The 24,764-nt window shown below is 71.1% G+C and carries 25 protein-coding genes; 20 read left to right on the forward strand and 5 right to left on the reverse strand.

All coding sequences use genetic code 11. From position 1 onward, the window contains the following. Positions 1-43 precede the first annotated feature (43 nt). From VHW64_RS13095 to VHW64_RS13150, 12 genes are all read left to right on the forward strand, one after another. The gene (locus tag VHW64_RS13095) at positions 44-241 is read left to right on the forward strand and encodes a ubiquitin-like protein Pup (RefSeq protein ID WP_329651004.1); all 198 of its coding nucleotides are present in this window, start codon (positions 44-46) and stop codon (positions 239-241) included. 2 nt (positions 242-243) lie between these two features. Next, positions 244-1,074, forward strand: coding sequence for a proteasome subunit beta (gene prcB, locus VHW64_RS13100; protein ID WP_329651005.1), 831 nt, complete (start codon positions 244-246; stop codon positions 1,072-1,074). Positions 1,075-1,107: 33 nt separating this feature from the next. Further along, entirely contained in the window at positions 1,108-1,947 is an 840-nt protein-coding gene (gene prcA / locus VHW64_RS13105) for a proteasome subunit alpha (protein WP_329651006.1), read from the forward strand. Between the two features lie 67 nt (positions 1,948-2,014). Beyond that, positions 2,015-3,376, forward strand: a complete 1,362-nt coding sequence (gene pafA / locus VHW64_RS13110; protein WP_329651007.1) for a Pup--protein ligase — start codon at positions 2,015-2,017, stop codon at positions 3,374-3,376. Positions 3,377-3,500: 124 nt separating this feature from the next. Further along, positions 3,501-4,520, forward strand: coding sequence for an FKBP-type peptidyl-prolyl cis-trans isomerase (locus tag VHW64_RS13115; protein WP_329651008.1), 1,020 nt, complete (start codon positions 3,501-3,503; stop codon positions 4,518-4,520). Positions 4,521-4,563: 43 nt separating this feature from the next. Next, on the forward strand, positions 4,564-5,526 hold the full coding sequence (locus VHW64_RS13120; protein WP_329651009.1) for a helix-turn-helix transcriptional regulator: 963 nt from the start codon (positions 4,564-4,566) through the stop codon (positions 5,524-5,526). After that, entirely contained in the window at positions 5,523-6,500 is a 978-nt protein-coding gene (locus VHW64_RS13125) for a WYL domain-containing protein (RefSeq protein ID WP_329651010.1), read from the forward strand. Before VHW64_RS13120 ends, VHW64_RS13125 begins: the two co-directional genes overlap by 4 nt. Before the next feature lie 50 nt (positions 6,501-6,550). After that, the gene (tatA, locus tag VHW64_RS13130; protein WP_329651011.1) at positions 6,551-6,841 is read left to right on the forward strand and encodes a Sec-independent protein translocase subunit TatA; all 291 of its coding nucleotides are present in this window, start codon (positions 6,551-6,553) and stop codon (positions 6,839-6,841) included. Positions 6,842-6,870: 29 nt separating this feature from the next. Further along, on the forward strand, positions 6,871-7,722 hold the full coding sequence (gene tatC / locus VHW64_RS13135; RefSeq protein ID WP_329651012.1) for a twin-arginine translocase subunit TatC: 852 nt from the start codon (positions 6,871-6,873) through the stop codon (positions 7,720-7,722). Positions 7,723-7,724: 2 nt separating this feature from the next. Next, on the forward strand, positions 7,725-8,129 hold the full coding sequence (locus tag VHW64_RS13140) for a hypothetical protein (RefSeq protein WP_329651013.1): 405 nt from the start codon (positions 7,725-7,727) through the stop codon (positions 8,127-8,129). 102 nt (positions 8,130-8,231) lie between these two features. Beyond that, positions 8,232-9,107, forward strand: a complete 876-nt coding sequence (locus tag VHW64_RS13145; protein ID WP_329651014.1) for a diacylglycerol kinase — start codon at positions 8,232-8,234, stop codon at positions 9,105-9,107. Then, positions 9,104-11,836: a DEAD/DEAH box helicase gene (locus VHW64_RS13150; RefSeq protein ID WP_329651015.1), complete on the forward strand. Its 2,733-nt coding sequence runs from the start codon at positions 9,104-9,106 to the stop codon at positions 11,834-11,836. The genes VHW64_RS13145 and VHW64_RS13150 overlap by 4 nt, the downstream gene beginning before the upstream one ends. 125 nt (positions 11,837-11,961) lie before the next feature. Here VHW64_RS13150 and VHW64_RS13155 read toward each other — a convergent pair whose 3' ends face one another. Next, positions 11,962-12,888 carry a 5'-3' exonuclease gene (locus VHW64_RS13155; protein ID WP_329651016.1) on the reverse strand — a complete coding sequence of 309 codons (927 nt, stop codon included), beginning with the start codon at positions 12,886-12,888 and terminating at the stop codon, positions 11,962-11,964. A gap of 49 nt (positions 12,889-12,937) precedes the next feature. Between VHW64_RS13155 and VHW64_RS13160 the strand changes: the two genes are divergently transcribed. Further along, a complete protein-coding gene (locus VHW64_RS13160) occupies positions 12,938-13,375 on the forward strand; it encodes an Lrp/AsnC family transcriptional regulator (protein WP_329651017.1) in 438 nt (145 codons plus the stop codon). A 10-nt stretch (positions 13,376-13,385) separates the two neighbouring features. Here the strand turns inward: VHW64_RS13160 and VHW64_RS13165 are convergent, their stop codons facing one another. The 3 genes from VHW64_RS13165 to VHW64_RS13175 form a co-directional block, all read right to left on the reverse strand. Next, positions 13,386-14,270 carry a hypothetical protein gene (locus VHW64_RS13165; protein WP_329651018.1) on the reverse strand — a complete coding sequence of 295 codons (885 nt, stop codon included), beginning with the start codon at positions 14,268-14,270 and terminating at the stop codon, positions 13,386-13,388. Between the two features lie 104 nt (positions 14,271-14,374). After that, a complete protein-coding gene (locus VHW64_RS13170) occupies positions 14,375-15,316 on the reverse strand; it encodes a type IV toxin-antitoxin system AbiEi family antitoxin domain-containing protein (protein WP_329651019.1) in 942 nt (313 codons plus the stop codon). Positions 15,317-15,519: 203 nt separating this feature from the next. Continuing rightward, positions 15,520-16,989: a lysine 2,3-aminomutase gene (locus VHW64_RS13175; RefSeq protein ID WP_329651020.1), complete on the reverse strand. Its 1,470-nt coding sequence runs from the start codon at positions 16,987-16,989 to the stop codon at positions 15,520-15,522. Positions 16,990-17,171: 182 nt separating this feature from the next. Here VHW64_RS13175 and VHW64_RS13180 point away from each other — a divergent pair, with 182 nt between their 5' ends. The 7 genes from VHW64_RS13180 to VHW64_RS13210 all read left to right on the forward strand — a co-directional run bounded on the left by VHW64_RS13180 (position 17,172) and on the right by VHW64_RS13210 (position 24,297). Continuing rightward, the gene (locus tag VHW64_RS13180; protein WP_329651021.1) at positions 17,172-18,239 is read left to right on the forward strand and encodes an L-erythro-3,5-diaminohexanoate dehydrogenase; all 1,068 of its coding nucleotides are present in this window, start codon (positions 17,172-17,174) and stop codon (positions 18,237-18,239) included. Further along, positions 18,240-19,814 carry a lysine 5,6-aminomutase subunit alpha gene (locus VHW64_RS13185; RefSeq protein ID WP_329651022.1) on the forward strand — a complete coding sequence of 525 codons (1,575 nt, stop codon included), beginning with the start codon at positions 18,240-18,242 and terminating at the stop codon, positions 19,812-19,814. Beyond that, positions 19,811-20,590, forward strand: coding sequence for an OAM dimerization domain-containing protein (locus tag VHW64_RS13190; protein ID WP_329651023.1), 780 nt, complete (start codon positions 19,811-19,813; stop codon positions 20,588-20,590). The genes VHW64_RS13185 and VHW64_RS13190 overlap by 4 nt, the downstream gene beginning before the upstream one ends. A 2-nt stretch (positions 20,591-20,592) precedes the next feature. Beyond that, on the forward strand, positions 20,593-20,991 hold the full coding sequence (locus tag VHW64_RS13195) for a hotdog domain-containing protein (protein WP_329651024.1): 399 nt from the start codon (positions 20,593-20,595) through the stop codon (positions 20,989-20,991). Between the two features lie 437 nt (positions 20,992-21,428). Then, on the forward strand, positions 21,429-23,036 hold the full coding sequence (lnt, locus tag VHW64_RS13200; protein WP_329651025.1) for an apolipoprotein N-acyltransferase: 1,608 nt from the start codon (positions 21,429-21,431) through the stop codon (positions 23,034-23,036). Then, a complete protein-coding gene (locus tag VHW64_RS13205) occupies positions 23,033-23,809 on the forward strand; it encodes a polyprenol monophosphomannose synthase (protein WP_329651026.1) in 777 nt (258 codons plus the stop codon). Before lnt ends, VHW64_RS13205 begins: the two co-directional genes overlap by 4 nt. After that, the gene (locus VHW64_RS13210; protein ID WP_329651027.1) at positions 23,806-24,297 is read left to right on the forward strand and encodes an FxsA family protein; all 492 of its coding nucleotides are present in this window, start codon (positions 23,806-23,808) and stop codon (positions 24,295-24,297) included. The genes VHW64_RS13205 and VHW64_RS13210 overlap by 4 nt, the downstream gene beginning before the upstream one ends. Positions 24,298-24,309: 12 nt before the next feature. Here VHW64_RS13210 and VHW64_RS13215 read toward each other — a convergent pair whose 3' ends face one another. Then, positions 24,310-24,693: an RNA polymerase-binding protein RbpA gene (locus VHW64_RS13215; protein WP_329651028.1), complete on the reverse strand. Its 384-nt coding sequence runs from the start codon at positions 24,691-24,693 to the stop codon at positions 24,310-24,312. Positions 24,694-24,764 lie beyond the last annotated feature (71 nt).

Below are 24,764 nucleotides of genomic sequence, written 5' to 3' on the forward strand. Positions count from 1 at the left end.
GAACCCGGGCGAGCCAGGCGGGGGGAGCGGCTAGGGTGAAGGCATGGCTCAGGAGCAGAAGCAGCCCCGCAAGTCCGGCGAGGCCTCCGACGTCGAGGAGGTCTCGGCCGAGACCGACGTCGCCGAGCGCAAGGAGGCCCTCGACGACGACATCGATGCGATCCTCGACGAGATCGACGACGTCCTCGAGACCAACGCCGAGGACTTCGTGAAGTCGTTCATCCAGAAGGGCGGCCAGTAGGGGTGGACGACTCCCGGCTGCCGGCCTCGTTCATGACTCCCGGCACCTCCAGCTTCGCCGACTTCCTGGCGTCCCAGTCGCCCGACCTCCTGCCGGCGCGACGCGCCGTACCGCAGGGCCACGCCGGCGACCTCGCGCCACACGGCACGACCATCGTGGCGGCGACGTTCACCGGGGGAGTGGTGATGGCCGGTGACCGCCGCGCCACGATGGGCAACATCATCGCCCAGCGCGACATCGAGAAGGTCTTCCCCGCCGACGAGTACTCCTGCGTCGGCATCGCCGGCAGTGCCGGGATCGCCGTCGAGCTGGTCCGGCTGTTCCAGACCGAGCTGGAGCACTACGAGAAGATCGAGGGGATGACCCTGTCGATGGACGGCAAGGCCAACCGCCTCGCCGCCCTGATCCGCGGGAACCTCCAGATGGCGATGCAGGGCCTGGCTGTCGTGCCGCTGTTCGCCGGCTTCGACCTGGTCAGCGGGCAGGGCCGGATCTTCAGCTACGACGTGACCGGCGGCCGCTACGAGGAGACCGCGTTCCACTCGGTCGGCTCCGGCTCCCTCTTCGCACGCGGCTCGCTGAAGAAGCTCTACCGCGACGACCTCGACGAGCGCGGCTGCGTGACGGCCATCGTCCAGGCGCTCTACGACGCGGCCGACGACGACTCCGCGACCGGCGGGCCGGATCTCACCCGACGGATCTTCCCGGTGGTCCAGGTGATCACCCCCGAGGGTGGCCGGCGCGTCCCCGACGGAGAGGTCGCCGAGATCGCCGACGCCGTGATCGCCGGCCGCATGAACCGGCCCGACGGCCCTGCCGCCGCCCTGACCTGAGTCTCGCCCCACGGCTCGAAACCGGAGAATCCCATGAGCATGCCGTTCTACGTCTCACCCGAGCAGCTGATGAAGGACCGGGCCGACTTCGCACGCAAGGGCATCGCCCGGGGCCGGTCGGTGGTCGCCGTGCAGTACGCCGACGGCGTCCTGTTCGCCTCGGAGAACCCCTCCCAGGCGCTGCACAAGGTCAGCGAGATCTACGACCGCATCGCCTTCGCCGCGGTCGGGCGCTACAACGAGTTCGAGAACCTCCGGATCGCCGGCGTCCGGCTCGCCGACATGCGCGGCTACGCCTACGACCGTCGTGACGTGACCGGCCGCGGGCTGGCCAACGCCTACGCGCAGACGCTCGGCACGATCTTCAGCAGCGGCGGGGAGAAGCCCTACGAGGTGGAGCTGTTCGTCGCCGAGATCGGCGACCAGGCCGCCGACGACCAGGTCTACCGCCTGACCTACCAGGGCCAGGTCACCGACGAGCACCAGTACGCCGTGATGGGCGGCGCCGACGAGGTCGTGGCGGCGTACCTCGCCGAGCACTACCAGGAGAACGCACCGCTCTCCGACGCGCTCCACCTCGCCGTGGCGGCGCTCGGCCGGGCCCCCGACGACGGCAAGGGCAACGGCGGTACCAGCGACCGGGTGATCCCGGTCAGCGACCTGGAGGTCGCCGTGCTCGACCGCACCCGGGTGCAGCCGCGGAAGTTCCTGCGGATCATGCCGGCCCGGCTCGACGCGCTCCTGGGTGACCGCGGGCCCGAGAGCCCCAGCGCCGGCGCCGAGGCCACCGAGCCCCCCGCCGAGTCCACTGCCGAGTCCACTGCCGAGCGCACTGCCGAGCGCACTGCCCCCCAGTCGCCCCCCGACGCCTGACCCACCCCCGGGCACGCGCCGCTCGGGCTTCAGGCGCCCGTTCGCGGTGACGCCGTAGGCTGACCGCGTGGAGCGGCGGATCTTCGGCATCGAGAACGAGTACGGCGTGACGTGCACGTTCAAGGGCCAGCGTCGCCTGAGCCCCGACGAGGTCGCGCGCTACCTGTTTCGCAAGGTGGTGAGCTGGGGCCGCAGCTCCAACGTCTTCCTGCGCAACGGCGCGCGTCTCTATCTCGACGTCGGCAGCCACCCGGAGTACGCCACGCCCGAGTGCGACGACGTCGCCGAGCTGGTCACCCACGACAAGGCCGGCGAGCGAGTCCTCGAGGGGTTGCTCAAGGACGCCGAGCAGCGGCTGCACGACGAGGGCATCGCGGGTGAGATCTACCTGTTCAAGAACAACACCGACTCGGCCGGCAACTCCTACGGCTGCCACGAGAACTACCTGGTCAGCAGGGCGGGGGAGTTCAACCGGCTGGCCGACGTGCTCATCCCGTTCCTGGTGACCCGGCAGATCATCGTCGGCGCCGGCAAGGTGACCCAGACCGCGCGCGGCGCGTCGTACGCCGTCAGCCAGCGCGCCGAGCACATCTGGGAGGGCGTCAGCAGCGCGACCACCCGCTCCCGCCCGATCATCAACACCCGAGACGAGCCGCATGCGGACGCCGAGCGGTTCCGGCGGCTCCACGTCATCGTGGGCGACTCCAACATGAGCGAGACCACGACGATGCTGAAGGTCGCCAGCTGCGACCTCGTGCTGCGGATGATCGAGGAGGGCGTGGTGATGCGCGACCTCACGATGGAGAACCCGATCCGGGCGATCCGGGAGATCAGCCACGACGTCACCGGTCAGCGCAAGGTCCGGCTCGCCAACGGCCGCGAGGCCAGCGCGCTCGACATCCAGCACGAGTACCTCTCCAAGGCGCGCAACTTCGTCGACCGCCGCGAGATCTCCACCCCGGTGATCGAGCGGGCCCTCGACCTGTGGGAGCGCGGTCTGAAGGCCGTGGAGTCCGACGACCTGGGGCTCGTCGACCGGGAGCTCGACTGGGTGATCAAGTGGAAGCTCATCGACCGCTACCGCGCGACGCACGGGCTGCCGCTGGGGCACCCGCGGATCGCGCAGCTCGACCTCGCCTACCACGACATCCGGCGCGACCGCGGGCTCTACTACCTGCTCGAGCGCCGGGGTGCGGTCAGCCGGGTGACCACCGACCTGAAGATCTTCGAGGCCAAGTCCGTCCCTCCCCAGACCACCCGGGCACGCCTGCGGGGCGAGTTCATCCGCAAGGCACAGGAGCGTCGGCGCGACTTCACCGTCGACTGGGTGCACCTCAAGCTCAACGACCAGGCGCAGCGCACGGTCCTGTGCAAAGACCCGTTCCGGGCCTACGACGAACGGGTCCAGCGGCTCATCGACGGAATGTGAGGCGCTCAGCGCCTCGCTGACCGCGATTGCGGCGGTGTCCACGTGCGTCCCCGGATTCCGGTCGGCAACCGGTGGGCGGCTAGGGTGGCCGTTCCCGAGCCGTCGTATCCCGAAGGGCCTTCGCGTGCACACCCGTTCTCAGCTCCGCCTCCTCTCCGCTGCCCTCGTGGCGGCGGCCGTGATGCTCGCCGGCTGCGGCAGCAGCAACAGCAGCACGCCGTCGGCCGACAGCAGCACGGCGAGCGGGAGCCCGAGCGGCAGCCCGACCGCCACCCCGACCGGTGACGGCAGCAAGGCCTTCGACGACGTCAAGGTCAGCGGCGCCGTCGGCACCGGCGCGACCGTGACCTTCACCCAGGGCGTCTCGGGCGTGGCCGACGCGACCAAGGTCCTCGCCGTCGGCAAGGGCGACAAGGTCTCGACCGGCGACTCGCTGATCGTGCAGACCGTGATCGCGGACGCGACGACCAAGACGACCGCGGCCAGCTCGTATGCCGACAAGCAGCCCCAGGTGGTCAGCCTGACCTCCCAGGTGCAGGCGCTCTTCCTCAACGCCCTCAAGGACAAGAGCGTCGGGTCGCGGGTCGGCGTAGTCGCGCCCGCGGCGGAGATCTTCGGCCCCAGCGGCAACGCCAACCTCAAGATCGCGGCGTCCGACACCGTCTTCATCATCTTCGACATCATCGGCAAGCCGCTGGACAAGCCGGACGGCAAGAAGCTCGCCGCACCGTCGTGGTTCCCCGCGATCAAGAGCACCAAGGGCGTGATCTCCGGTCTCGACTTCGCCAAGACCCCCAAGCCGGACGGCAAGCTCAGGTCCGCGGTGGTCTCCGACGGCACCGGCCCGGTGGTGAAGAAGGGCCAGACGATCTTCGCCCGGTACCTCGGTGAGGTCTACCAGGGCACCAAGCCCTTCGACCAGAACTTCAGCGGCACCAACGCCGCCACCCCGGCGTCGTTCCAGATCGGTACCGGGCACGTGATCCCGGGCTGGGACAAGACCCTGGTGGGCAAGCACGTCGGCAGCGAGGTGCTGCTGGCGATCCCGCCGGTCGACGGCTACGGCAAGAAGGGCCAGCCGCAGGCCGGCATCAAGGGCACCGACACGCTGTACTTCGTGGTCGACATCGTCGGGGCCGCCTGAGCAAGATGGGTGGCATGTCCCTCCGGAGCTCCAGGGTGAGTCGGTGAGCGCCTCCAAGACCGAGCGCCTGCTCAACCTGCTGATCATGCTGCTCGTCCAGCGGCACTACGTCTCCAAGGGACGGATCCGGGAGATCCTCTACGCCGACGCGCCGACCACGGAGGCCTTCGAGAAGACCTTCGAGCGCGACAAGGAGGAGCTGCGCAGCCTCGGGGTGCCGATCGAGGTCGGCCAGATGGACGCCTACTTCGACGACGAGCCGGGGTACCGCGTGCGCGCGGACGAGTTCGCCCTGCCCGAGATCAGCCTCGAGCCCGACGAGGCCTCGGTCGTCGCCCTGGCGACTCGGGTGTGGGAGCACGCACGGCTCGCCGAGGCCACGACCGACGCGGTCGGGAAGCTGACGGCCGCCGGCCTCGAGCTCGACCTGGAGGCGCTGGAGATCGCCCAGCCGCGGCTGACCGCGGACGAGCCGTCCTTCGACGTCTTCTGGGAGGCGACGCTCACCCGCCGCCCGGTCACCTTCGACTACCGCAGACCGGGGTACCCCGCACCGCTGACCCGACACCTCGAGCCCTGGGGTGTCGTCCGCTTCTCGGGCCGCTGGTACGTCGTGGGGGAGGACACCGACCGGGGCGAGGAGCGGGTCTTCCGCCTGTCGCGCGTGGTCGGCCCCGCGAAGATGACCGGCCCGGCGGGCGCCTTCGTCGTCCCGCCAGGCACCGACGTGCGCGAGGCCGCCCGACGGCTCGGGCCGGGAGTGCCGGCCGAGGAGGCGGTCGTGCTGGTGCGGCCGGGTGCCGCCGCGGTGCTCCGCCGCACGGCCACCAGCATCGACCCCGACGTGTCCGGCCCCGACGACCAGACGCCCTGGGACCGGCTGCGACTCTCCGGGGCGCAGGCCGACGAGCTCCTGGCCTTCGGTCCGGACCTCTACGTCGAGAGCCCCGTGGGGCTCCGCGACGAGGTGGTCTCGCGACTGCGCACCGCGGCGGGGACACCATGAGCGCCGCGACCGCGGGCGCGGCCAAGGAGCAGGTCGGCCGCCTGCTGCGGCTGGTTCCCTACCTCCACGCCCACGACCAGGTCTCGCTGGAGGAGGCCGCGCGGGTCATCGGCGTACCCCCGGACCAGCTCGACCGCGACCTGCGCGTGCTGTTCCTGTGCGGCCTGCCCGGCGGGTACCCCGACGACCTGATCGACGTCGACCTCGACGCCCTCGAGGGCGAGGGCGTCATCCGGGTCTCCAACGCCGACTACCTCGCCCGGCCCCTGCGGCTGACCCCGACCGAGGCGGGGGCCATCGTGGTCGCCCTGCGTGCCCTGCGCTCCGGGGCCGGGCGTGAGACCCGCCAGGTCGTCGACCGCGCCCTGGACAAGCTGGAGCAGGCCGCGGCCGGCAGCACCCCCCTGGTCGACCCCGGCGACGACGACCCGATACCCCTCGCGCTGCGCACCCAGCTCGAGGACGCGGTGAGCAGGCACCGGCAGGTGCGGCTGACCTACTACGTCCCGGCGCGCGACGAGGAGTCCGAGCGGGTCGTCGACCCGCATGCCATCGTCTTCCACCACGGCGTCGCCTACCTCGACGCGTACTGCCACAGTGCCCGTGCCCCGCGGCTGTTCCGGCTCGACCGGATCCACGAGGCGACGGTCCTCGACTCCGAGACGGTCACCGAGCCGGCCGAGCCCCGTGACCTCTCCGAGGGCGTCTTCGGGGGCGAGGAGGCCACCCGCGTCACGCTCCGGCTGCGACCCGAGGCCCGGTGGGTCGAGGAGTACTACGCCGTGCAGGAGGTCCGCCCCGACTCCGAGGGCGGCTCCGAGGTCGACCTCCTCGTGGGCGACGAGCGGTGGCTCCAGCGGCTCCTGCTGCGCCTCACGCCGTACGCCGAGGTCCTCTCGCCGGCCCATTTCGGCGACGGCGCCGCCGACGCCATCCGGCGGGCTTTGGCCCTCTACGACCACCCCGCGGGCTAGACTGACCGGGCAGTCCCACACCATCGACGCCTCACGTCAGGACCACTCTCATGTCTCCCCTGTTGATCGGTGACCTCGGTACGCCTGAGCTCCTCATCATCTTGGTGATCGTCATCTTGGTGTTCGGCGCGTCCAAGCTCCCCGAGCTCGCCCGCGGCAGCGGCCGGGCCCTGCGCATCTTCAAGGCCGAGACCCAGGGCCTGGGTGACGACGACGCCGACAAGGATGTCAAGACCGAGTCCCAGCGCGAGCTCGAGTCGCGTCAGGCCGCCGAGCGGGCGGCGTTCGAGGCCAAGCAGGCATCCGAGCGCGAGGCGACGCGGCGCGACGACTCGGCCTGACCGGCGCCTGAGCGAGAGCGGCCGGTCCGGTGTCGATCGTCGGTGTCGTCGACGTACTCCGCGGAAAGCCGCGCAACCCGGTCGGTGAGGACGGCCGGATGGCCCTGTCCGACCACTTCCGGGAGCTCCGCGCGCGCCTGATGCGCAGTGCGCTGATGCTGGTCATCGCCTTCTGCGTGGCGATCTTCTTCTACCGCGAGCTCCTCGAGCTCGTCCAGCATCCCTACAACGAGGCCCGCACCGCGCTGGCCCACCACGACCCGCCGATCAAGACCGAGCCGGTGGTCAACGGCACCGGTGGTGGCCTCCTGCTCCAGTTCAAGCTGTGCGGGGTCGTGTCGCTGATCGTGGCCGCGCCGTACTGGCTCTACCAGATCTGGGCGTTCGTGCTGCCCGGTCTGCACGAGAAGGAGCGACGCTACTCCCGGATGTTCGCCGCGGTGGCCGGGCCGCTCTTCCTGGGCGGCGTGGCGCTGGGCTACTACGTGCTCCCCAAGGGTCTGACGGTGCTCGGGACGTTCGTCCCGCAGGGCGTGACCAACCTGGTCGACTTCACCAGCTACTTCTCCTTCGAGATGCGGATGCTGCTGATCTTCGGCATCGCGATGGAGATCCCCTTGTTCGTGGTGCTGCTGAACCTCGCAGGCGTCATCAGCGGGCGTGCGCTGGCCAAGCACAGACCCTGGATCATCATCGGCACCATGGTCTTCGCCGCCGTCGCGACGCCGTCCACGGACCCCTTCTCGATGCTGATGCTCGCGATCCCGATGCTGATCCTCTTCGTCATCTCCGAGATCATCGCCAGGGTCTCCGACAAGGTCCGCGGCCGGGGCGCCCACAGCACCGAGCAGTGGGCCGACGACGAGATCTCGCCCATCTGACCGTGACGCCTCCCACGCTCCCGTCGTACGTCGAGCAGGACCCGTTCGACCTGCCTGAGTGGCTCGGGTCCGCGGAGGTCGCCTGGCGCAGCGAGGGCGCCCTCGGCGCGGGCCACCGTGTCGCCGGCACCCTGACCTCGGCGGGTCACCAGGCCGTGCCGTGCGACCTGCTGGCCGTCGACGACGCCTATCCCGAGCCGGTGGCCGCCGACACCCTGCGGGTCCGGGCGCACCAGGTGTGGCAGCACGGCGAGGTGCTGGTCGTGTCCGCCGGCGGGCGCGTGCTGCTGGCGCTGCCGGGGTCGCGGGTCGGGCTCGACGACGCGGTGGACGCGCTCCGCCGCCTGGCCAAGGCCGTGGGAGCACGGCCGGACGCCTGGTCGGTCCTGCTGCGGGTCGGTCGCTAGGTGACCACATCCCCGCCGATCGACGCGAGACTGCACCGGCGGGCCCGAGACAGTGGTCGATCGGCACCGAACGACACCAGCGTGCACAGGTAGTCTGCGCGCGTGGAGAGCCGCGAGATCGCCCTCCTGACCAACCCGACCGCGGGCAAGGGCAGGGGCGTCAAGGTGCGACGACGCGCCCTCGAGCGGCTCCGCGGGGCCGGCCTGACAGTCCGCGACCTCCAGGGCCGCGATGCGAACGAGGCCCTCGACCTGGCGCGGCAGTGCGTCGCGGGCGGCGTCGACGCGCTCGTCGTCTGCGGTGGCGACGGCATGGTGCACATCGCGGTGCAGGCCGTGGCCGAGAGCGGTACGCCGCTGGGGATCGTGCCGGCGGGCACCGGCAACGACGTCGCCCGGTACTTCGACCTGCCCCGCAAGGACCCCGATGCCGCCGTCGACCGGGTGCTGGCCTGGCAGACCCGCACCGTCGACCTCGCGCGCAGCGGCTCGCAGTACTTCGTCACGGTGCTCGCGGCCGGCTTCGACGCCGTCGTCAACGAGCGCGCCAACCGGATGACCTGGCCCAAGGGGCAGATGCGCTACAACATCGCCACCCTGGCCGAGCTGCGGGTCTTCGAACCGCTGCCCTACACCCTCCAGCTCGACGACTACCGCGTGTCGCTGGAGGCGATGCTCGTCGCGGTGGGCAACGGGCCGTCGTTCGGGGGCGGTCTGCGGATCACCGAGGGAGCGGTGCTCGACGACGGCCTGCTCGACGTGGTCATCATCAAGCCGATCTCCAAGCCCGACCTGATCCGGACCTACCCCAAGCTGTTCAAGGGCACCCACGTGCACCACCCGCAGTACCTGCACCACCGCGTGCGCTCCGTGACGGTGGCGGCCCCCGGGATCGTGTCCTACGCCGACGGGGAGCGCTTCGGGCCGCTGCCCCTGACCGTCGAGTGCGCACCGGGGGCGCTTACGGTTCTGGCATGAGCCAGACACCGGTCCTCGACGCGTTCGCGGGCCTCTACGAGTTCGGCCTGGACGACTTCCAGCGGCGCGCCTGCCGGTTCGTCGAGCAGGGCAAGGGGGTTCTGGTGGCGGCCCCCACGGGCTCGGGCAAGACCGTCGTCGGCGAGTTCGCCGTCCATCTGGCGCTCCGGACGGGGCGCAAGGCGTTCTACACCACGCCCATCAAGGCCCTGTCGAACCAGAAGTACCACGACCTCGTCGCCCGCTACGGCTCCGAGCGGGTCGGGCTGCTCACCGGCGACAACACGGTCAACGGCGAGGCGCCGATCGTCGTGATGACCACCGAGGTGCTGCGCAACATGCTCTACGCCGGCTCCGCCACGCTGACCGGACTGAGCCACGTCGTGATGGACGAGGTGCACTACCTGGCCGACCGCTCCCGCGGCGCTGTGTGGGAAGAGGTGATCATCCACCTGCCTGAGTCGGTCGCGCTGGTCTCGCTCTCCGCGACGGTCTCCAACGCCGAGGAGTTCGGCGAGTGGCTCCAGACCGTCCGGGGTGACACGGTCACGATCGTGGAGGAGCGCCGACCGGTCCCGCTCTACCAGCACGTCCTGGTCGGACGACGGATGCTCGACCTCTTCGCCACCTCGGACGTCGATGCCTCGGCGGGCTTCGTCAAGGAGGGCGCACCGGTGAACGCCGAGCTCCTGCGGATCGCCCGCGACGACTTCGCAAGCACCCGGCTCCGCGACCGTCGTACCCCCAAGGGGCGGCCCCAGCGGGGCGGGCGCCGCCCGGTCGGCAACGGACGTCGCGTGTGGATCCCGAGCCGGGTCGAGGTCCTGGAGCGGCTCGACGGCGCGGGACTGCTGCCCGCGATCGTGTTCGTGTTCAGCCGGGCGGGGTGCGACGCGGCGGTGGAGCAGTGCCTGCGCTCGGGCCTGCGGCTGACCACGCCGGAGGAGCGCGACGAGATCCGCGAGTTCGTCGAGGAGGCGTGCGCCGACCTACCCGACGAGGACCGCGCCGTGCTCGGCTACCTCGACTTCCTCGAGGGGCTGACCCGCGGCATCGCCTCTCACCACGCGGGCATGCTGCCGGCGTTCAAGCAGTGTGTGGAGCAGCTGTTCGTGCGGGGGCTCTGCAAGGCGGTGTTCGCCACCGAGACGCTCGCGCTCGGCATCAACATGCCCGCGCGCACGGTCGTCTTGGAGAAGCTCTCGAAGTGGAACGGCGAGACGCACGCCGACATCACGCCGGGGGAGTACACCCAGCTCACCGGGCGGGCCGGTCGCCGGGGCCTGGACGTGGAGGGGCACGCCGTCGTCCTGTGGCAGCCGGGCAGCAACCCCGCCGAGGTGGCCGGGCTGGCCTCGACCCGAACCTACCCGCTGCGGTCGAGCTTCCGACCGTCGTACAACATGGCGGTCAACCTCGTGCACCAGGTGGGTCGCGAGCGCGCTCGCGAGCTGCTGGAGATGTCCTTCGCGCAGTTCCAGGCCGACAAGGCGGTGGTCGGGCTGGCCCGGCAGCTGACCAAGAGCCAGGACTCGCTCGCGGGCTATGCCGAGGCCGCGGCCTGTGACCGCGGCGACTTCATGGAGTACGCCGCGCTCCGGCAGCGGGTCTCCGAGCTGGAGAAGAACGCCGCGCGGTCGCGACGCGCCGACCGCCGGCAGGAGGTGATCGACTCGCTGGGCGAGCTCCATCGCGGCGACGTGATCGAGATCCCGGGGGGCAGGTTCGCGGGGTACGCCGTGGTCCTTGACCGGGGCACCTCCGCCGACGGACCGCACCCGCAGGTGCTCACGGCCGAGCGCCAGGCCCGCCGGCTCAGCGTGGTCGACTTCCCGACGCCGGTGACCGCGGTGTCGCGGCTGCGGATCCCTCGGCAGTTCAACCCCCGCAACCCCCAGAGCCGCCGCGACCTCGCGTCGTCCCTGCGCACGCTCACCCACGGCCTCGCGCCGCCGCCGCCGGGTCGAGGTGCCCCCGCGGAGCGCCCGTCTCGCGCCGACCGCGAGATCGACGCGCTCCGCGAGCAGCTGCGCGCCCATCCGTGCCATGACTGCCCCGATCGCGAGGACCACGCGCGCTGGGCGGAGCGCTGGATCAAGCTCGACCGCGACGCCGCGACGCTCCAGCGCCGCGTCGAGCAGCGGACCAACACCGTCGCCCGACAGTTCGACCGGGTCTGCGAGGTGCTCGACGCGTTGGGCTACCTCGCCGGCGACGACGTCACCGAGCTGGGCCGGCCGCTGCGGCGCATCTACTCCGACCTCGACCTGGTGGTCGCCGAGGCACTGCGGCTCGGCGTCCTGGGCCGGCTCGGCCCGGCCGGGCTCGCCGCGGCCCTGTCGACGCTGGTCTACGAGGCTCGGCGCCCCGAGGACGTCGTCTCCGCGCGGGTGCCGGGCGGGGAGACCCAGCGCGCGGTCGACGACCTCGAGCGCCTGTGGCGCGAGCTCGCCGAGGTGGAGCGGGCGCACCGGCTGGACTTCCTGCGGCGACCGGACGCCGGCCTGGCCTGGGCGGCGTACCGCTGGGCCGAGGGCGACGAGCTCAGCGAGGTGCTCGGCGAGAGCGACCTGACCGCCGGTGACTTCGTGCGCTGGGTCAAGCAGCTGATCGACCTGTGCGGGCAGGTCGCCGACGCCGCCGGTCCCGGACCCCTCCGCGACACCGCCCGCGAGGTCGTCCGTCGCATCCGCCGCGGCGTCGTCGCCGTCGCCCCCCTCGACGACTGACCCCCCGCGTGCCCCCGCGTGCCAAATCCCCCGCTGAAGCGGGGGACTTGGCACTTATTGGCCGCTGCAACGCCCAAGAAGTGCCAAGAAGGGCCAGGAAGTCCTCGCGGGAAGTACGCCGCAGCTCAGCCAGCGAGAGTCGCCAGCAGGCGGCTGACCGGGGAACTGAGGTTGTAGCGCTCGGCCAGCTCGTCGAGGCGCGCCGGGTCGGCCGGCTCGGCCGGCAGTCGGGCGTCGTACGGCGTGAGGTCGATGTCGCGCGCCACAGCCACCACGGTGGGCGCGACCTCGAGGTAGTCGGCGGCGTCGAGAATCCTGCGCCGTGGGCCTGGCGACATCTCCGAGTCGGCGTCGGCCGCCGCGGCGACGATGCCCTTCAGGTCGCCGAACTTGAGCAGGAGCGACGAGGCGGTCTTCTCACCGATTCCCGGCACGCCCGGCAACCCGTCCGAGGCGTCGCCGCGCATCGTGGCGAAGTCGGCGTACTGAGAGGGGAGCACGCGGTACTTCTCGACCACCACGTGGTCGGTGACGCGCTCGTGGTTGCCGACGCCGCGCGCGATGTACAGCACGCGCACCCCCTCGGCGTCATCGACCAGCTGGAACAGGTCGCGGTCGCCGGTCACCACGTCGACCGGCATGGCGGCCCCGGTCGCCACCGTGCCGATCACGTCGTCGGCCTCGTAGCCGTCGGCGCCCACGACACAAAGTCCGGCTGCCGCGAGCACCTCGACGATGATCGGCACCTGCACCTCCAGCGGGTCGGGCACCTCCTCGATGTCAGGCTGCGGCCCCGGGCGAGCGACCACCACGCGATGGGACTTGTACGACGGGATGAGGTCGACGCGCCATCGCGGTCGCCAGTCGTTGTCCCACGCACACACCAGGTGCGTGGGCCGGTAGTCGCCGACGAGCCGGCTGATGAAGTCCAAGAACCCGCGCACCGCGTTGACCGGGGTCCCGTCGGCGGCCGTCACCTCGGGGACGCCGAAGAACGCTCGGAAGTACATCGACGCGGAGTCCAGCACCATGAGCCGATCGTCGTTCGCCACGGGCCGCAGCCTACGCACCGACCGCGGTGCTTCTACTAGTGTCGTCGGCGTGGAGGACACCGACCGGGCCATCGTGCAGCTGCTGGCCGCCGACGGCCGCATGTCGTTCACCGACCTGGGCAAGGCAACCGGGCTGTCGACGTCCGCGGTCCATCAGCGGGTCAAGCGCCTCGAGCAGCGAGGCGTCATCTCCGGGTACGGCGCGTCGGTCAACCACGAGGAGCTCGGGCTCACCCTTACCGCGTTCGTCTCCATCACCCCGATCGACCCCAGTCAGCCCGACGACTACCCCGAGCGCCTCCTCGGGATCGACGCCATCGAGGCCTGCTGGTCGGTCGCGGGGGAGGAGTCCTACATCCTCAAGGTCCGCGTCGAGACCCCGCACGCGCTGGAGGACCTGCTGGCGCGGATCCGGTCGAGGGCCAACGTCTCCACCCGCACCACGATCGTTCTCAGCACGCCGTTCGAGAACCGCACCGTCAGCTGAGGCCACCGCCTCAGGTGAGGAAGCCGGCGTGGACGTGGTCGTGGTGGGTGTCGTCGGTGAACCACTGAGGCGCGGCGCCGAGTAGGTAGGGCCCACCGACGTTGTAGGAGCCTGCGGCGGCCGCGGCTCGCATGTAGTCCTCGACCAGGGCGCGCGGAGTTGCCGGGTCGACGACCGAGCGCCCGTCGATCGCCCAGGTGTCGAAGGCCCGACCCTGTGGGTGGTCGCTGAGACGGTCGGTGCCGAAGACGTAGATCGGGTGCCCGGAGCGGACGACGCTGACGTGGATCCGGTAGGTCCGGCCCAGGGTCAGCATGGCGCCGAGCACCGAGTCGTGGACCCGGCCGGACTTCACGTCGTAGCGCGCGGCGGGTGGCAGGAGGATGCGGTTGCTGATGAGGACGCCGCGGGCCGCCTTGCTGTGCGTGCGCGCGAAGGGGCCTGGGTGCGACGGGTGCACGGCGGTGACCTGCCATCCGGACGCCGTACGCACGAGGCGGACGTCGAAGGTGTGACCGCCGGTCACCGTCTCCTCGACCCGACCGCGCCAGGAGCGGGTGACGACCAGGACGCTGGCCGAGTCGGCGAGCAGGCCGCCGTACTGCGCGTCGATGACCTGGACGGCGCGGTTGCGCCCGTTGCCGGACGCCTCGATGTGCCTGACGGCCGTGAGCTTGGCCAGCGGCGAGAGGTCGCCGGCGTCCGGGTGCCAGGCAGTTACCTCGGGGAGGGCCGGAATGTCGGAGCCCGGCGAGCTGCCGCCGGACGTCCGGGACGGGACGGGAGTCGTGCCCAGTCTCGGCGCGCCGGGCGACGAGCTCGTGGAGTCGCCGCAGGCCGACAGCACCCCGGCTGCCGCTACTGCGAGCATCGCTCGACGTCCGACCGCTGCCACCCCTCCAGTGTTGCTCGTGGGTTGCCAAATCCCCCACTGAAGCGGGGGATTTGGCACTTCCTGGCCGCTGCAACCCACGGGATGTGTCAAAGCAGGCCAGGAAGTCAGCGAGCGGCAACACGCGAGAGAAGAGCCCGGATACGGCGGGCAGTGATCGCCGGGCGTGCCAGGTCGTCCCACGTGAGACGGATGCAGACCCAACCCGTCAGCAGGCACACCAGCTCCTCACGGCGCTTCTCGCGCAGGAGGAACTCCTCGAGGCTCTCGCCGGGCCGCCGGAAGTAGAGGTACTTGATCCGGCCGTCCATCTCGATGAAGCAGTGGTGCTTCGGGAACGCGAAGTCCAGGATCGCCACGACGTTTCCCAGCTCGTCGCGCACCTCGAACTGGGGCACCGGCCGCGGCAGGCCCTGGCGCCAGAGCAGGTAGCCCATCCGTGACTCGATCGGCCACTTGTTGCGGTGGTCCGACAGCCGGATCACGAGGTCCGAGCGGAGGGAGTTCGGCCAGTGCTTGAAACTGTCGAGGTAGCGCTCCAGCTCCGGCTTCGAGGCGAGGCTCTCGGCGAGCATCCAGTTGATCGAGACCAGTGCGGCCTCCACGTCGGCGTGGGTCGTGAGCTCGATGGCGGCCCGAGCCGGGCAGGAGACCGAGAGTCGGTTGCGGATCACGACGTCGTGCGACGGCAGCTCGCCGCAGTGATGCACGATGCCTGCTTCGCGCCGGCCCGCAAGTCCGTCGGGACGGGTGAGATGAACCTCGGTGAGGTCGACGCCCCAGATCGGCAGGTCGTACTCAGCCACGGCGGAGACGTGGGTCAGCACGGCGCCCGGGTGAGCGGTGAGGATGACGGCGCGCGCGGTGAGCCGGTGCCGATCCACCGGGCCGGCCTCAGCCCAGGTCGGGCCTGGCACGTAGGCGCCGCGCCGGATGCGGTGCAACTCGCCCGAGCTCACCATGCGACGTAGCGTGCGGTCGTCGTATCCCTGTGCGATCGCGTGTCGGCGCAGAAGCACCCCGCAGTCGCCTTCCCAGTCGATGTCCATGTGGCGACTGTGTCGACATTGCGACTGTCGCCGCCGAGCGCCGCCACTGGGTTGTGGAGGCCGGGTACTGCGCGGTGGTCAGTGGGGACTTCCTGGCCTCTCCTGGCACTTCCTGGCCGCTGCAACCCCCGGGAAGTGCCAAATCCCCCGCTTCAGCGGGGGATTTGGCGACAGCTTGCGCAACGGAGGGGTTGGGGGAGGGATCAGTGGGCTTGGAGGGCGGCGGTACGCCGGGAGGCCTCGGCGACCTCGGCGGCCTTGAGCGCCGACTCGTCCAGCCGGCCGTGCTCGGCCCACCACTGCTGACCCTCGACGGGGAGGGTGTGGATCGGGTCGTAGTACTCGTAGTGCCGGGTCAGGGCGTCGGGGTCGGCGGCCTCGATGGACGTCCGGTAGTTCTTGGTCCAGTACGAGACGCCGCGCACGGCGTCGTAGTCGGAGAGCTGGTGGATCCAGCGCTTCCCGACGAACGGCACGTCACAGACGATCCGCGGCGTTGCGAAGCCGGGGAGGTAGCCCATGATCGCGTGCTGGAGGCGCTGCGCCTCGGCGACCGAGATCCGCCAGTGCTCCGAGAACGGGATCATGTCGCACATGTAGAAGTAGTACGGCATGATCTGGGCGCCGTCGAGCAGGGCGAAGCAGAGGTCGAGCAGATCGTGCGGGTCGGCGTTGACGCCGCCCAGGATCACGCCCTGGTTGCGCACGTCGCGGATGCCGGTGTCGAGCATCGTGCGCGTGGCCTTGGCCACCAGCGGGGTCACGGAGTTCGCGTGGTTGACGTGGGTGTGGATCGCCACCGAGACGCCGCGCGAGCGCGACAGCGAGCCGATCCGGGTCATCCCCTCGACGACCTCGGGCTGGAGCCAGTGCTGAGGCAGGCCCATCAGCGCCTTGGTGGCCAGCCGGATGTCGCGGACGTTCTCGATCGCCAGCACCTCGGTCAGGAACGACTCGAGCCGCGGCCAGGGCATGTTGGCCACGTCGCCGCCGGACACGACCACGTCGCGCACCCCCGGGGTACGGCGCAGGTAGTCGAGCATGTCCCCGAGCCGGTCGTTGGGCTTGCCGACGAACTTCAGCTTGTCGATGATCGCGGTCGAGTTGCCGACCAGGTCCATCCGGGTGCAGTGCCCGCAGTACTGCGGACACGTCGGCAGCAGCTCGGCCAGCACCTTGGTGGGGTAGCGGTGGGTCAGCCCCTCGGTGGCCCACATGTCGTGCTCGTGCAGCGAGTCGCGGGTGGCGTGCGGGTGCGAGGGCCAGTCGGTACGCCGGTCGCTGAAGACCGGGAGCATGTAGCGGCGCACGGGGTCGGCGTAGAACGCCTCGGTCAGCGAGCCCGCTCCACCGCCCGTCGCCGTGGGCGCCATCGTGTTCATCATCTGGGGCGGGACCAGCATCGACATCGTGGCCCGCTCGGCCTGGTCGCGCTCGAGGTCGGCGTAGAACGACTCGTCGAGCAGGTCGCCCATCAGCTCGCGCAGCTGCTTGAGGTTCTTCACGCAGTGGGCCCGCTGCCATTGCACGGACTCCCACTCGTCGGCGGTGACGAGCCTCCATCCGGGGAACCTCGTCCAGTCCGGCTCCACCAGCTCGGTACGGCGGTACGGATAGGGCTGGCCGGTCTCCTCCCAGGCACGGGCGGAGTCGGTGGCGGTCTCGATGCTCATCGCGGGCGCTCCTTGTCGAACGTCGAGGGGTGCGGGCATGGACGAGTGGGCGCGGCGGTTGTGACGTGCGCCTCTCTCGTGTCAGAGTAGGTGGAGAACCTGCGGTCAGTCCAATGCCGCGCCGCAGATTCTCTCGTACATCGGACGATTCAGCGGAGGATACCCCGAAAATGTCGTTGCCCGTGACCGAATCGCACCCCCGGACGGGCAGCGACCCGACCGGCCTGCACCGGGTCCTGGACGACGGTCCCGGCGGGCAGCGGGTCCTGCCTCAGGCCGCCCGCCGCCTCGACACCCGGCGCGAGCTGTGGCCGGACGAGGTCCGGGTCCGCGTCGAGACCCTCAACCTCGACGCCGCGTCGTTCCGCCAGCTCGAGGGCAAGCACACCGTCGACGGCCGCCCCGACGGCGCGGCGGTACGCCGTGAGGTGCTCGCGATCGTGGCCGAGCGCGGCAAGATGCAGAACCCCGTCACCGGCTCCGGCGGCATGCTGATCGGCACCGTGGAGGAAGTCGGCCCCGAGTCGTCACTGGGCCTCGAGGTCGGCGACCACGTGGCCACCCTGGTCTCCCTGAGCCTCACCCCGCTGATGATCGAGGACGGCCTCGAGCGCTGGGACGGCTTGGCGGAGCGGGTCCCCGCGGACGGGTACGCCATCTTGTTCGGCCGTTCCATCGCCGCCCGCATCCCCGACGACCTGGCGCCCGCGCTGAGCCTGTCGGTCATGGACGTGTGCGGCGCACCGGCGCTGACCCACCGCGTCGTCGCGCAGTACGAGCAACCCGTGGTCGCGGTGATCGGAGGAGCCGGCAAGTCCGGCTCCCTGAGCCTCGCCGCGGCCGCGCGCGCCGGCGCCCAGCGCACCGTCGGCGTCGTGCCGGGCGACGAGGAGGCCGCGCTGCTGCGGGAGAGCGGGGTGGCCGACGACGTCGTCGTGGCCGATGCCCGCGACCCGATCGCGCTGCGTGACGCGGTGGCCGCGACCGGAGCGCTCGCCGACATCACCGTCGTCTGCGTCGACGTCCCGGGCTGCGAGGGTGGGGCGATCCTGACCACCGCCGAGCGCGGCACCGTCATCTTCTTCTCCATGGCGACCTCCTTCTCCGCCGCGGCCCTGGGCGCCGAGGGCCTGGCCGCCGACGTCACCATGCTGGTCGGCAACGGCTACGCGCCCGGTCACGCGGCGTACGCCATGGATCTCCTGCGGTCCAACGAGGGCGTGCGCCGACTCTTCGAGCGGAGGCTGTAGATGGCACGCGGCAAGCTCGATCTCGACCCCGCCACCGTCCGGACGGCGCGCTCCCTGGCGCGCAAGGTGGGCCGGCCGATCGTGCGGATCGCCCAGCAGCACACCACCGTGTCGGTCGAGCGGGCGACGCTCCGGCTGGCCGGGCTCGTCGGCGCCGACACGGAGGGCACGCCGTGGGTGAACCGCCTCGTCGACGTCGTCCGGGCCGACGTCGGCCTCGAGCACGGCGTGGCCCTCCCGGTCTGGGACGCACTACGGCGAGCCGAGGGCACCGACCTCCAGGAGCTCGCCGAGAAGGCCTCGGCCGGCTCGGTGACCTTCCGCCTGCCCGAGGGAGCCGACGCCACGCGTGCGCGAACGGCCGCCACGAAGGCCGTCGGCGCCGGCGTCCGTCGGATCGACGCGCGGCGCCGCGAGCGCGAGCGGATGGTCAAGCGGATCGGCGACGCGCCAGCCAAGCCGTGGATCTACCTGATCGTCGCCACCGGCGACATCTACGAGGACATCCCCCAGGCACAGGCCGCGGCTCGCGAGGGAGCCGACATCATCGCCGTCATCCGCTCCACCGGGCAGAGCCTGCTGGACTTCGTGCCCGAGGGGGCGACCCGCGAGGGCTTCGCCGGCACGTACGCGACCCAGGAGAACTTCCGCCTGATGCGAGCCGCGCTCGACGAGACCTCGCGGGAGCTCGGCCGCTACGTCCGGCTGACCAACTACGCCAGCGGCCTGTGCATGCCGGAGATCGCGACGCTCGCGGGTCTCGAGCGCCTGGACATGATGCTCAACGACTCGATGTACGGCATCCTCTTCCGCGACATCAACCCCATCCGCACCTTCGTGGACCAGCGCTTCAGCCGCCAGATCCATGCCCGCGCCGGCATCATCATCAACACCGGCGAGGACAACTACCTCACCACCGCGGACGCCGTCGAGGCCGCACACACCGTCACCACCAGCCAGCTGCTGAACGAGTACTTCGCCAAGGAGGCCGGTCTCGAGGACTGGCAGCTCGGGCTCGGCCACGCCTTCGAGATCGACCCCGAGCTCCCCGACTCGTTCCGCCTCGAGCTGGCCCACGCGATGCTCGCGCGCGACCTGTTCCCCCAGGCGCCGCTGAAGTGGATGCCGCCGACCCGGCACATGACCGGCGACGTCTTCCGCGGCTACCTCCTCGACGGCTTCTTCAACCTCGTCGGCGCCCTGACGGGGCAGGGGATCCTCCTGGTCGGGATGATGACCGAGGCCGTGGTCACGCCGTGGCTCTCCGACCGAGACCTGGCCCTCCAGAACGTCCGCTACGTCATGAACGCCGCCGGTAACCTCCGGGAGGACTTCCGTCCAGAGCCCGACGGGTTCATCGCCCAGCGGGCCCGGCAGGTGCTGGCCGAGACGATCGAGCTCCTGGAGCGGATCGCCGACGAGCCCGGCAAGGCCCCGCTGCTCGAGGCGATCGCTGACGGCACCTTCGGGCTGATGAAGCGACCGGCCGACAAGGGCAGGGGGCTGGAGGGCGTGGCCACGAAGGACCGCGACTACGTCAACCCCGCCAGCGAGATGTTGGAGGCGACGCCATGAGCTCCCCGATCCGGCCGTACGGCGACACCACCGGCGACGGGATGGTGCAGCTCAGCTTCACGCTGCCGATGCCGCACTCCAAGGTCGCCGAGGGCGCCGCGGTGCAGCTGGCCAACACGATGGGCATGGATCCCGCGCTGGTCGTCCACGCCAAGCAGATGGGGGAGGAGTACACGTTCTTCGTCGTCTACGGCCGCGTCAACCACCTCGTCGACCCCAGCACGGTCCAGGTCGTCGAGCGCGACTACCCGCTGCTCTCCCCGAAGGAGGCGAACGCCGCCATCAAGCGCAGCCTGCGCCGGCGCCTGGTCGTCGTCGGGGGGTGCATCGGCACCGACGCGCACACCGTGGGCATCGACGCCATCTTGAACATCAAGGGCTTCGCGGGGGAGAAGGGCCTGGAGTACTACCGCGAGCTGAAGGTGGTCAACCTCGGGGCGCAGGTCAGCGTCCCGCAGCTGGTCGAGAGCGCGCGCGAGGAGAGGGCCGACGCCGTCCTGGTCTCCCAGGTCGTCACCCAGCGTGACGCCCACCTGCTCAACACCCGCGAGATGTCGGCGGCGTTCCGCGAGTCCTACCCACCCGACCGGCGGCCACTGCTGATCGTGGGCGGACCCCGCTTCGACGAGACGATGGCCGCCGACCTCGGCGTCGACCGCGTGTTCACGCGGGGTACGACGCCCGGCGAGGTCGCGTCGTACCTCGTCCACCGCCTCACCACCCCGTCGTCCCCGACCACCCAGGACCGGACCCCCCAGGCCCAGAAGGCGAGCTGACCGTGCCCACCAAGACCGGGAAGGACGCCGGCACCCGCGTGGTGCACCGACGCTACGTGCCCTACTCCCACGCCCACTACGCCGGCAACCTCGTCGACGGTGCCTACAGTCTGGCGTTGTTCGGCGACGTCGCGACCGAGATGTGCATCCTCACCGACGGCGACGAAGGTCTGTTCGCGTCGTACTCCGACGTGCAGTTCCGCGAGCCGGTGCGCGCCGGCGACGTCCTGGAGGTCGTGTGCGACCTGGTCAAGGTGGGCACCCGGAGCCGGGTTCTGGAGCTGTCGGTCGCGGTCGTCGCCCGGGGGAACGCCTCGGTCGAGCGACCTGGAGCGGCCGAGATGCTCGACCCTCCGATCGTCGCCACGACAGCGACCGGCACCGTCGTCGTCCCCACCTGACGACGAGGTTAGCGAGCGTTCACCAGCACGGCGTGTCGGTGCCTGACACGCCGTGTTTCTGGGCAAATTCGCGATGAACTTCGGGCGACAACGTCGGGCCCTGACCTGCGGATTCCCGTGTCCTCGCAGGTCAGCGGGCGGTTGACAAGGAGGCGGCCGATGACCAAAAGTGGCGAAGTTCGCTCAAGCATCGTGAGAGCAAGACCGGCGTCCCGGTGGTCGGCCAGCCTCGGTGGGAGTCCGCCCCCCGAGAGGCCGGTTCGACGGCGACGGCGCTCATCTCGCGAGAGCGAGACCGGAGAGGAATGCGGTTCCCCCTAGACAACTTCTGGGCGTGCGACAGCCAGTCGTGGTCCGGTCGGCCCGAAGGGCCGCATTCCTCTCCGGTCGTTGCAAGCCCCGCGGGCCGGCCATCGCCGCGCCGGTAGTTTCTCCTCATGCGGAGCCGGTGTCTGATCGCCCTCGTGGCAGGTCTCGCGCTGGCCGCGTCGTTCCCGCCCACGAACGCGTTCTGGCTCCTGCCGGGTGCGGTCGCCGCCTTCTTCAGGGTCACCGGCGGGCTCCCGGTGCGCAGGGCCTGGCTGCCCGGCCTCGTCTTCGGCGGTGCCTTCCAGATCACCCTGCTGTCGTGGCTCCACGTCGTCGGCATCGTGCCGTGGATCGGCCTGGCCCTCACCCAGACCGTCTGGTACGGCGTGCTGGGCGCGGCGACGGTGCCGCTGCGCCGCCTGCGGCTCGCGCCGGCCTGGCTCGCGGTCGCCTGGGTCGCGACGGAGGCGATCCGCACGACCTGGCCGGCCAGCGGGATGCCCTGGGGCCGGCTGTCCTACGCCGTGGTCGGCAGCCCCGTCGAGGGCGCCCTGCCCTACGTCGGGGCGACCGGGGTGAGCCTGCTGCTGGCCCTGACCGGGGCACTGCTCGCGGCAGCCGTCCCGAACGCCGACAGCACCGCGCCCGCGAGCGCCGGCGGGGCGCTGGATCGGCTCCGCCGGGTCCGCATCGGGCCGCTGGCCGGGGCCGTCGGCGTGCTCGCCCTGGGCTCGCTCCCGCTGCTCGCGCCGTACTCCAGCCGGCTGGCCGGTCACGTCGAGGTGGCTGCCGTGCAGGGCAACGTGCCCGGGAACGGCACCCAGGTGCTCGCGCACTTCCGGCAGATCACCGCCCAGCACGAGGAGGAGACGAGCCGGCTGGCCGCCGACGTCGGCGCCGGCCGGACCCCGAAGCCCGACTTCGTGGTCTGGCCGGAGAACTCCACGGCGCTGGACCCGTTCGAGGACCCCCAGATGCGCACCGACATCCAGGAGGCGCTCGGCGCCGTCGACGTGCCGATCCTCGTGGGCGTGGTCGTCGACGGCGGCGTCCACCACGTGCTCAACCAGGGGATCGTCTTCGACCCGGTGACCGGCGCGGGCGACCGCTACACCAAGTGGCATCCCGTGCCGTTCGGGGAGTACATCCCCTGGCGCTGGCTGTTCGGCTCCCACCTCACCGAGCTGAACGAGGTGCCTCGCGACATGGTCCGCGGCACGCGGGCCGAGCCGCTCGAGATCGCCGGCACCCGGGTCGCCGACGCCATCTGCTTCGACGTCGCCTACGACGACGGCCTGTACGCCCAGCTCTCCCGAGGCGCCCAGCTCGTGGTGGTGCAGACCAGCAACGCGATGTTCATCCACACCGCTCAGATCGACCAGCAGTTCGCGATCAGCAGACTGCGCGCGATCGAGTCGCATCGCTACGTCGTCGTCGCGGCGATCAACGGCGTCACCGGCGTCATCGCGCCCGACGGCTCGGTGGTCACGAGCGTCCCGAGCCGCACCATGTCCTACGCCGAGGCGCGGGTCGGGCTGTACGACGCGGTGACGCCCGCGGTGCGGATCGGCCCCTGGCTGGGACGCGGCTGTGTGGTCGCGGTGCTTGCCGGCTGGCTCGTGAGCCTCACGCAGCGCCGGAGTCGGTATCCTCGGGGCCGCGGTTCCGCCGAGGCGGACCCCGCTGGCGCGACGACCTCGCCCACTCCCACCTCCGGCGACAGGATCAGCGCATGAGCGGCCCGGGCTCGACGGCTGGCGGCCTCGGTCGTGTCGTGATGGTGATGCCGACCTACAACGAGGTCGACAACCTCGCGTGGGTCGTCGGCCGGCTGCGGGCCGCCCAACCCGACCTTGACGTCCTGGTCGTCGACGACAGCTCACCCGACGGCACGGGCGAGCTGGCCGAGGAGCTCGCGGCCGGCGACTCGGCCTTGCGGGTGCTGCATCGCACCGAGAAGGGCGGCCTGGGCGCGGCGTACAAGCACGGCTTCCGGGTCGCCCTCGACTCCGGCTACGACGTCGTGGGGGAGATGGACGCCGACGGCTCCCACCAGCCCGAGCAGCTCCACCTGCTGCTCGACGCGCTCGCCGACGCCGACCTCGTCATCGGCTCGCGCTGGGTGCCCGGGGGGAGTGTGGTCAACTGGCCGCTGCGCCGCGAGCTGCTCTCGCGCGGCGGCAACCTCTACGTCCGGCTGCTGCTCGGGGTGTCCGTCCGCGACGCGACCGCCGGGTACCGCCTGTTCCGCGCGTCGGCTCTGCACGCGATCGACCTGGACACCGTCGAGAGCACGGGCTACGTCTTCCAGACCGACCTGGTGACCCGGTGCCTGCGGCTCGGGCTGCGGGTGCGTGAGGTGCCCATCGAGTTCGTGGAGCGGGTCCGGGGCGACTCCAAGATGAGCGGGCAGATCGCGGTCGAGTCGCTGCGCCGGGTCACGAGCTGGGGCCTGCGCGAGCGCCGCGACCAGGTCTCCGCAGGCCTGGCCCGCCGGAGGCGGCGATGAGCGCGGGCCCGTTCCGGGCACGACGGCTGCGACGCCGCAGCGGATGGGGCTGGCTGCTGCTCGCGGCCTTCGTGATCGTGCCGATCCTGGAGATCTACGTCATCATCCGCGTCGGGCAGGTGATCGGAGCCTGGTGGACGATCCTGCTGCTGATCGCCGACAGCATCTTCGGCGCGTGGCTGGTCAAGCGTGAGGGACGCCGCGCCTGGCGTGCCCTCACCTCGACGATCCAGTCCGGTCGGATGCCCTCGACCGAGCTCGCGGACGCCGCGCTGATCCTGGTGGGCGGCACGCTGATGATGAGCCCGGGCTTCGTGACCGACGTCTTCGGGATCGTGCTGATCCTGCCGTTCACACGCCCGCTGGCGCGCGTCGTGCTCACCCGCTACCTCGCCCGACGCCTGCTCGTCGTGCGAGCTGCGGGCACCGGAAGCCAGGGCAGCGAGGGCCCCGTCGTCCGCGGCGAGGTCGTCGACGACGACCGCTGACCGCCTCGGCGGTCAGGCCTTGACGCGACGCTTGGCGTTGGCGCGGTGCAGGTGAGCGGGGCCGATCTCACCCTCGCGCAGCAGCTCGAGCCGCTCCTTGAGGATGTCTTCCAGCTCCTTCTCGGACCGCCGCTCCAGCAGCATGTCCCAGTGGGTGCGCGCCGGCTTCTCTGCCTTCGCCTCCGGGCGGATGCCGGAGGTGCTGAGCGCCTCGGCCCCGCACCGTGGACATTCCCACATCGCGGGGACATCGGCTTCGACGGACATCGTGACCTCGAACTCGTGGCCGTTGACGCAGCGGTATCCACACTGCTGCCGAGCCGCGAACTCGATGCCGCGCTCGTCCTCGAAACTCTGTCCTCCCAGCCGTGCGCCACGAAGTGTGCGCTCTGCCATGAGGTTCACCTCCAGCGTTCTGTAGCCCCCGGGTACGCGCCCGAGGCGTACATAGACAAGACGGTCGTACC

The sequence above is a fragment of the Nocardioides sp. genome, assembly GCF_036267815.1.
Classification (GTDB): Bacteria; Actinomycetota; Actinomycetes; order Propionibacteriales; family Nocardioidaceae; genus Nocardioides.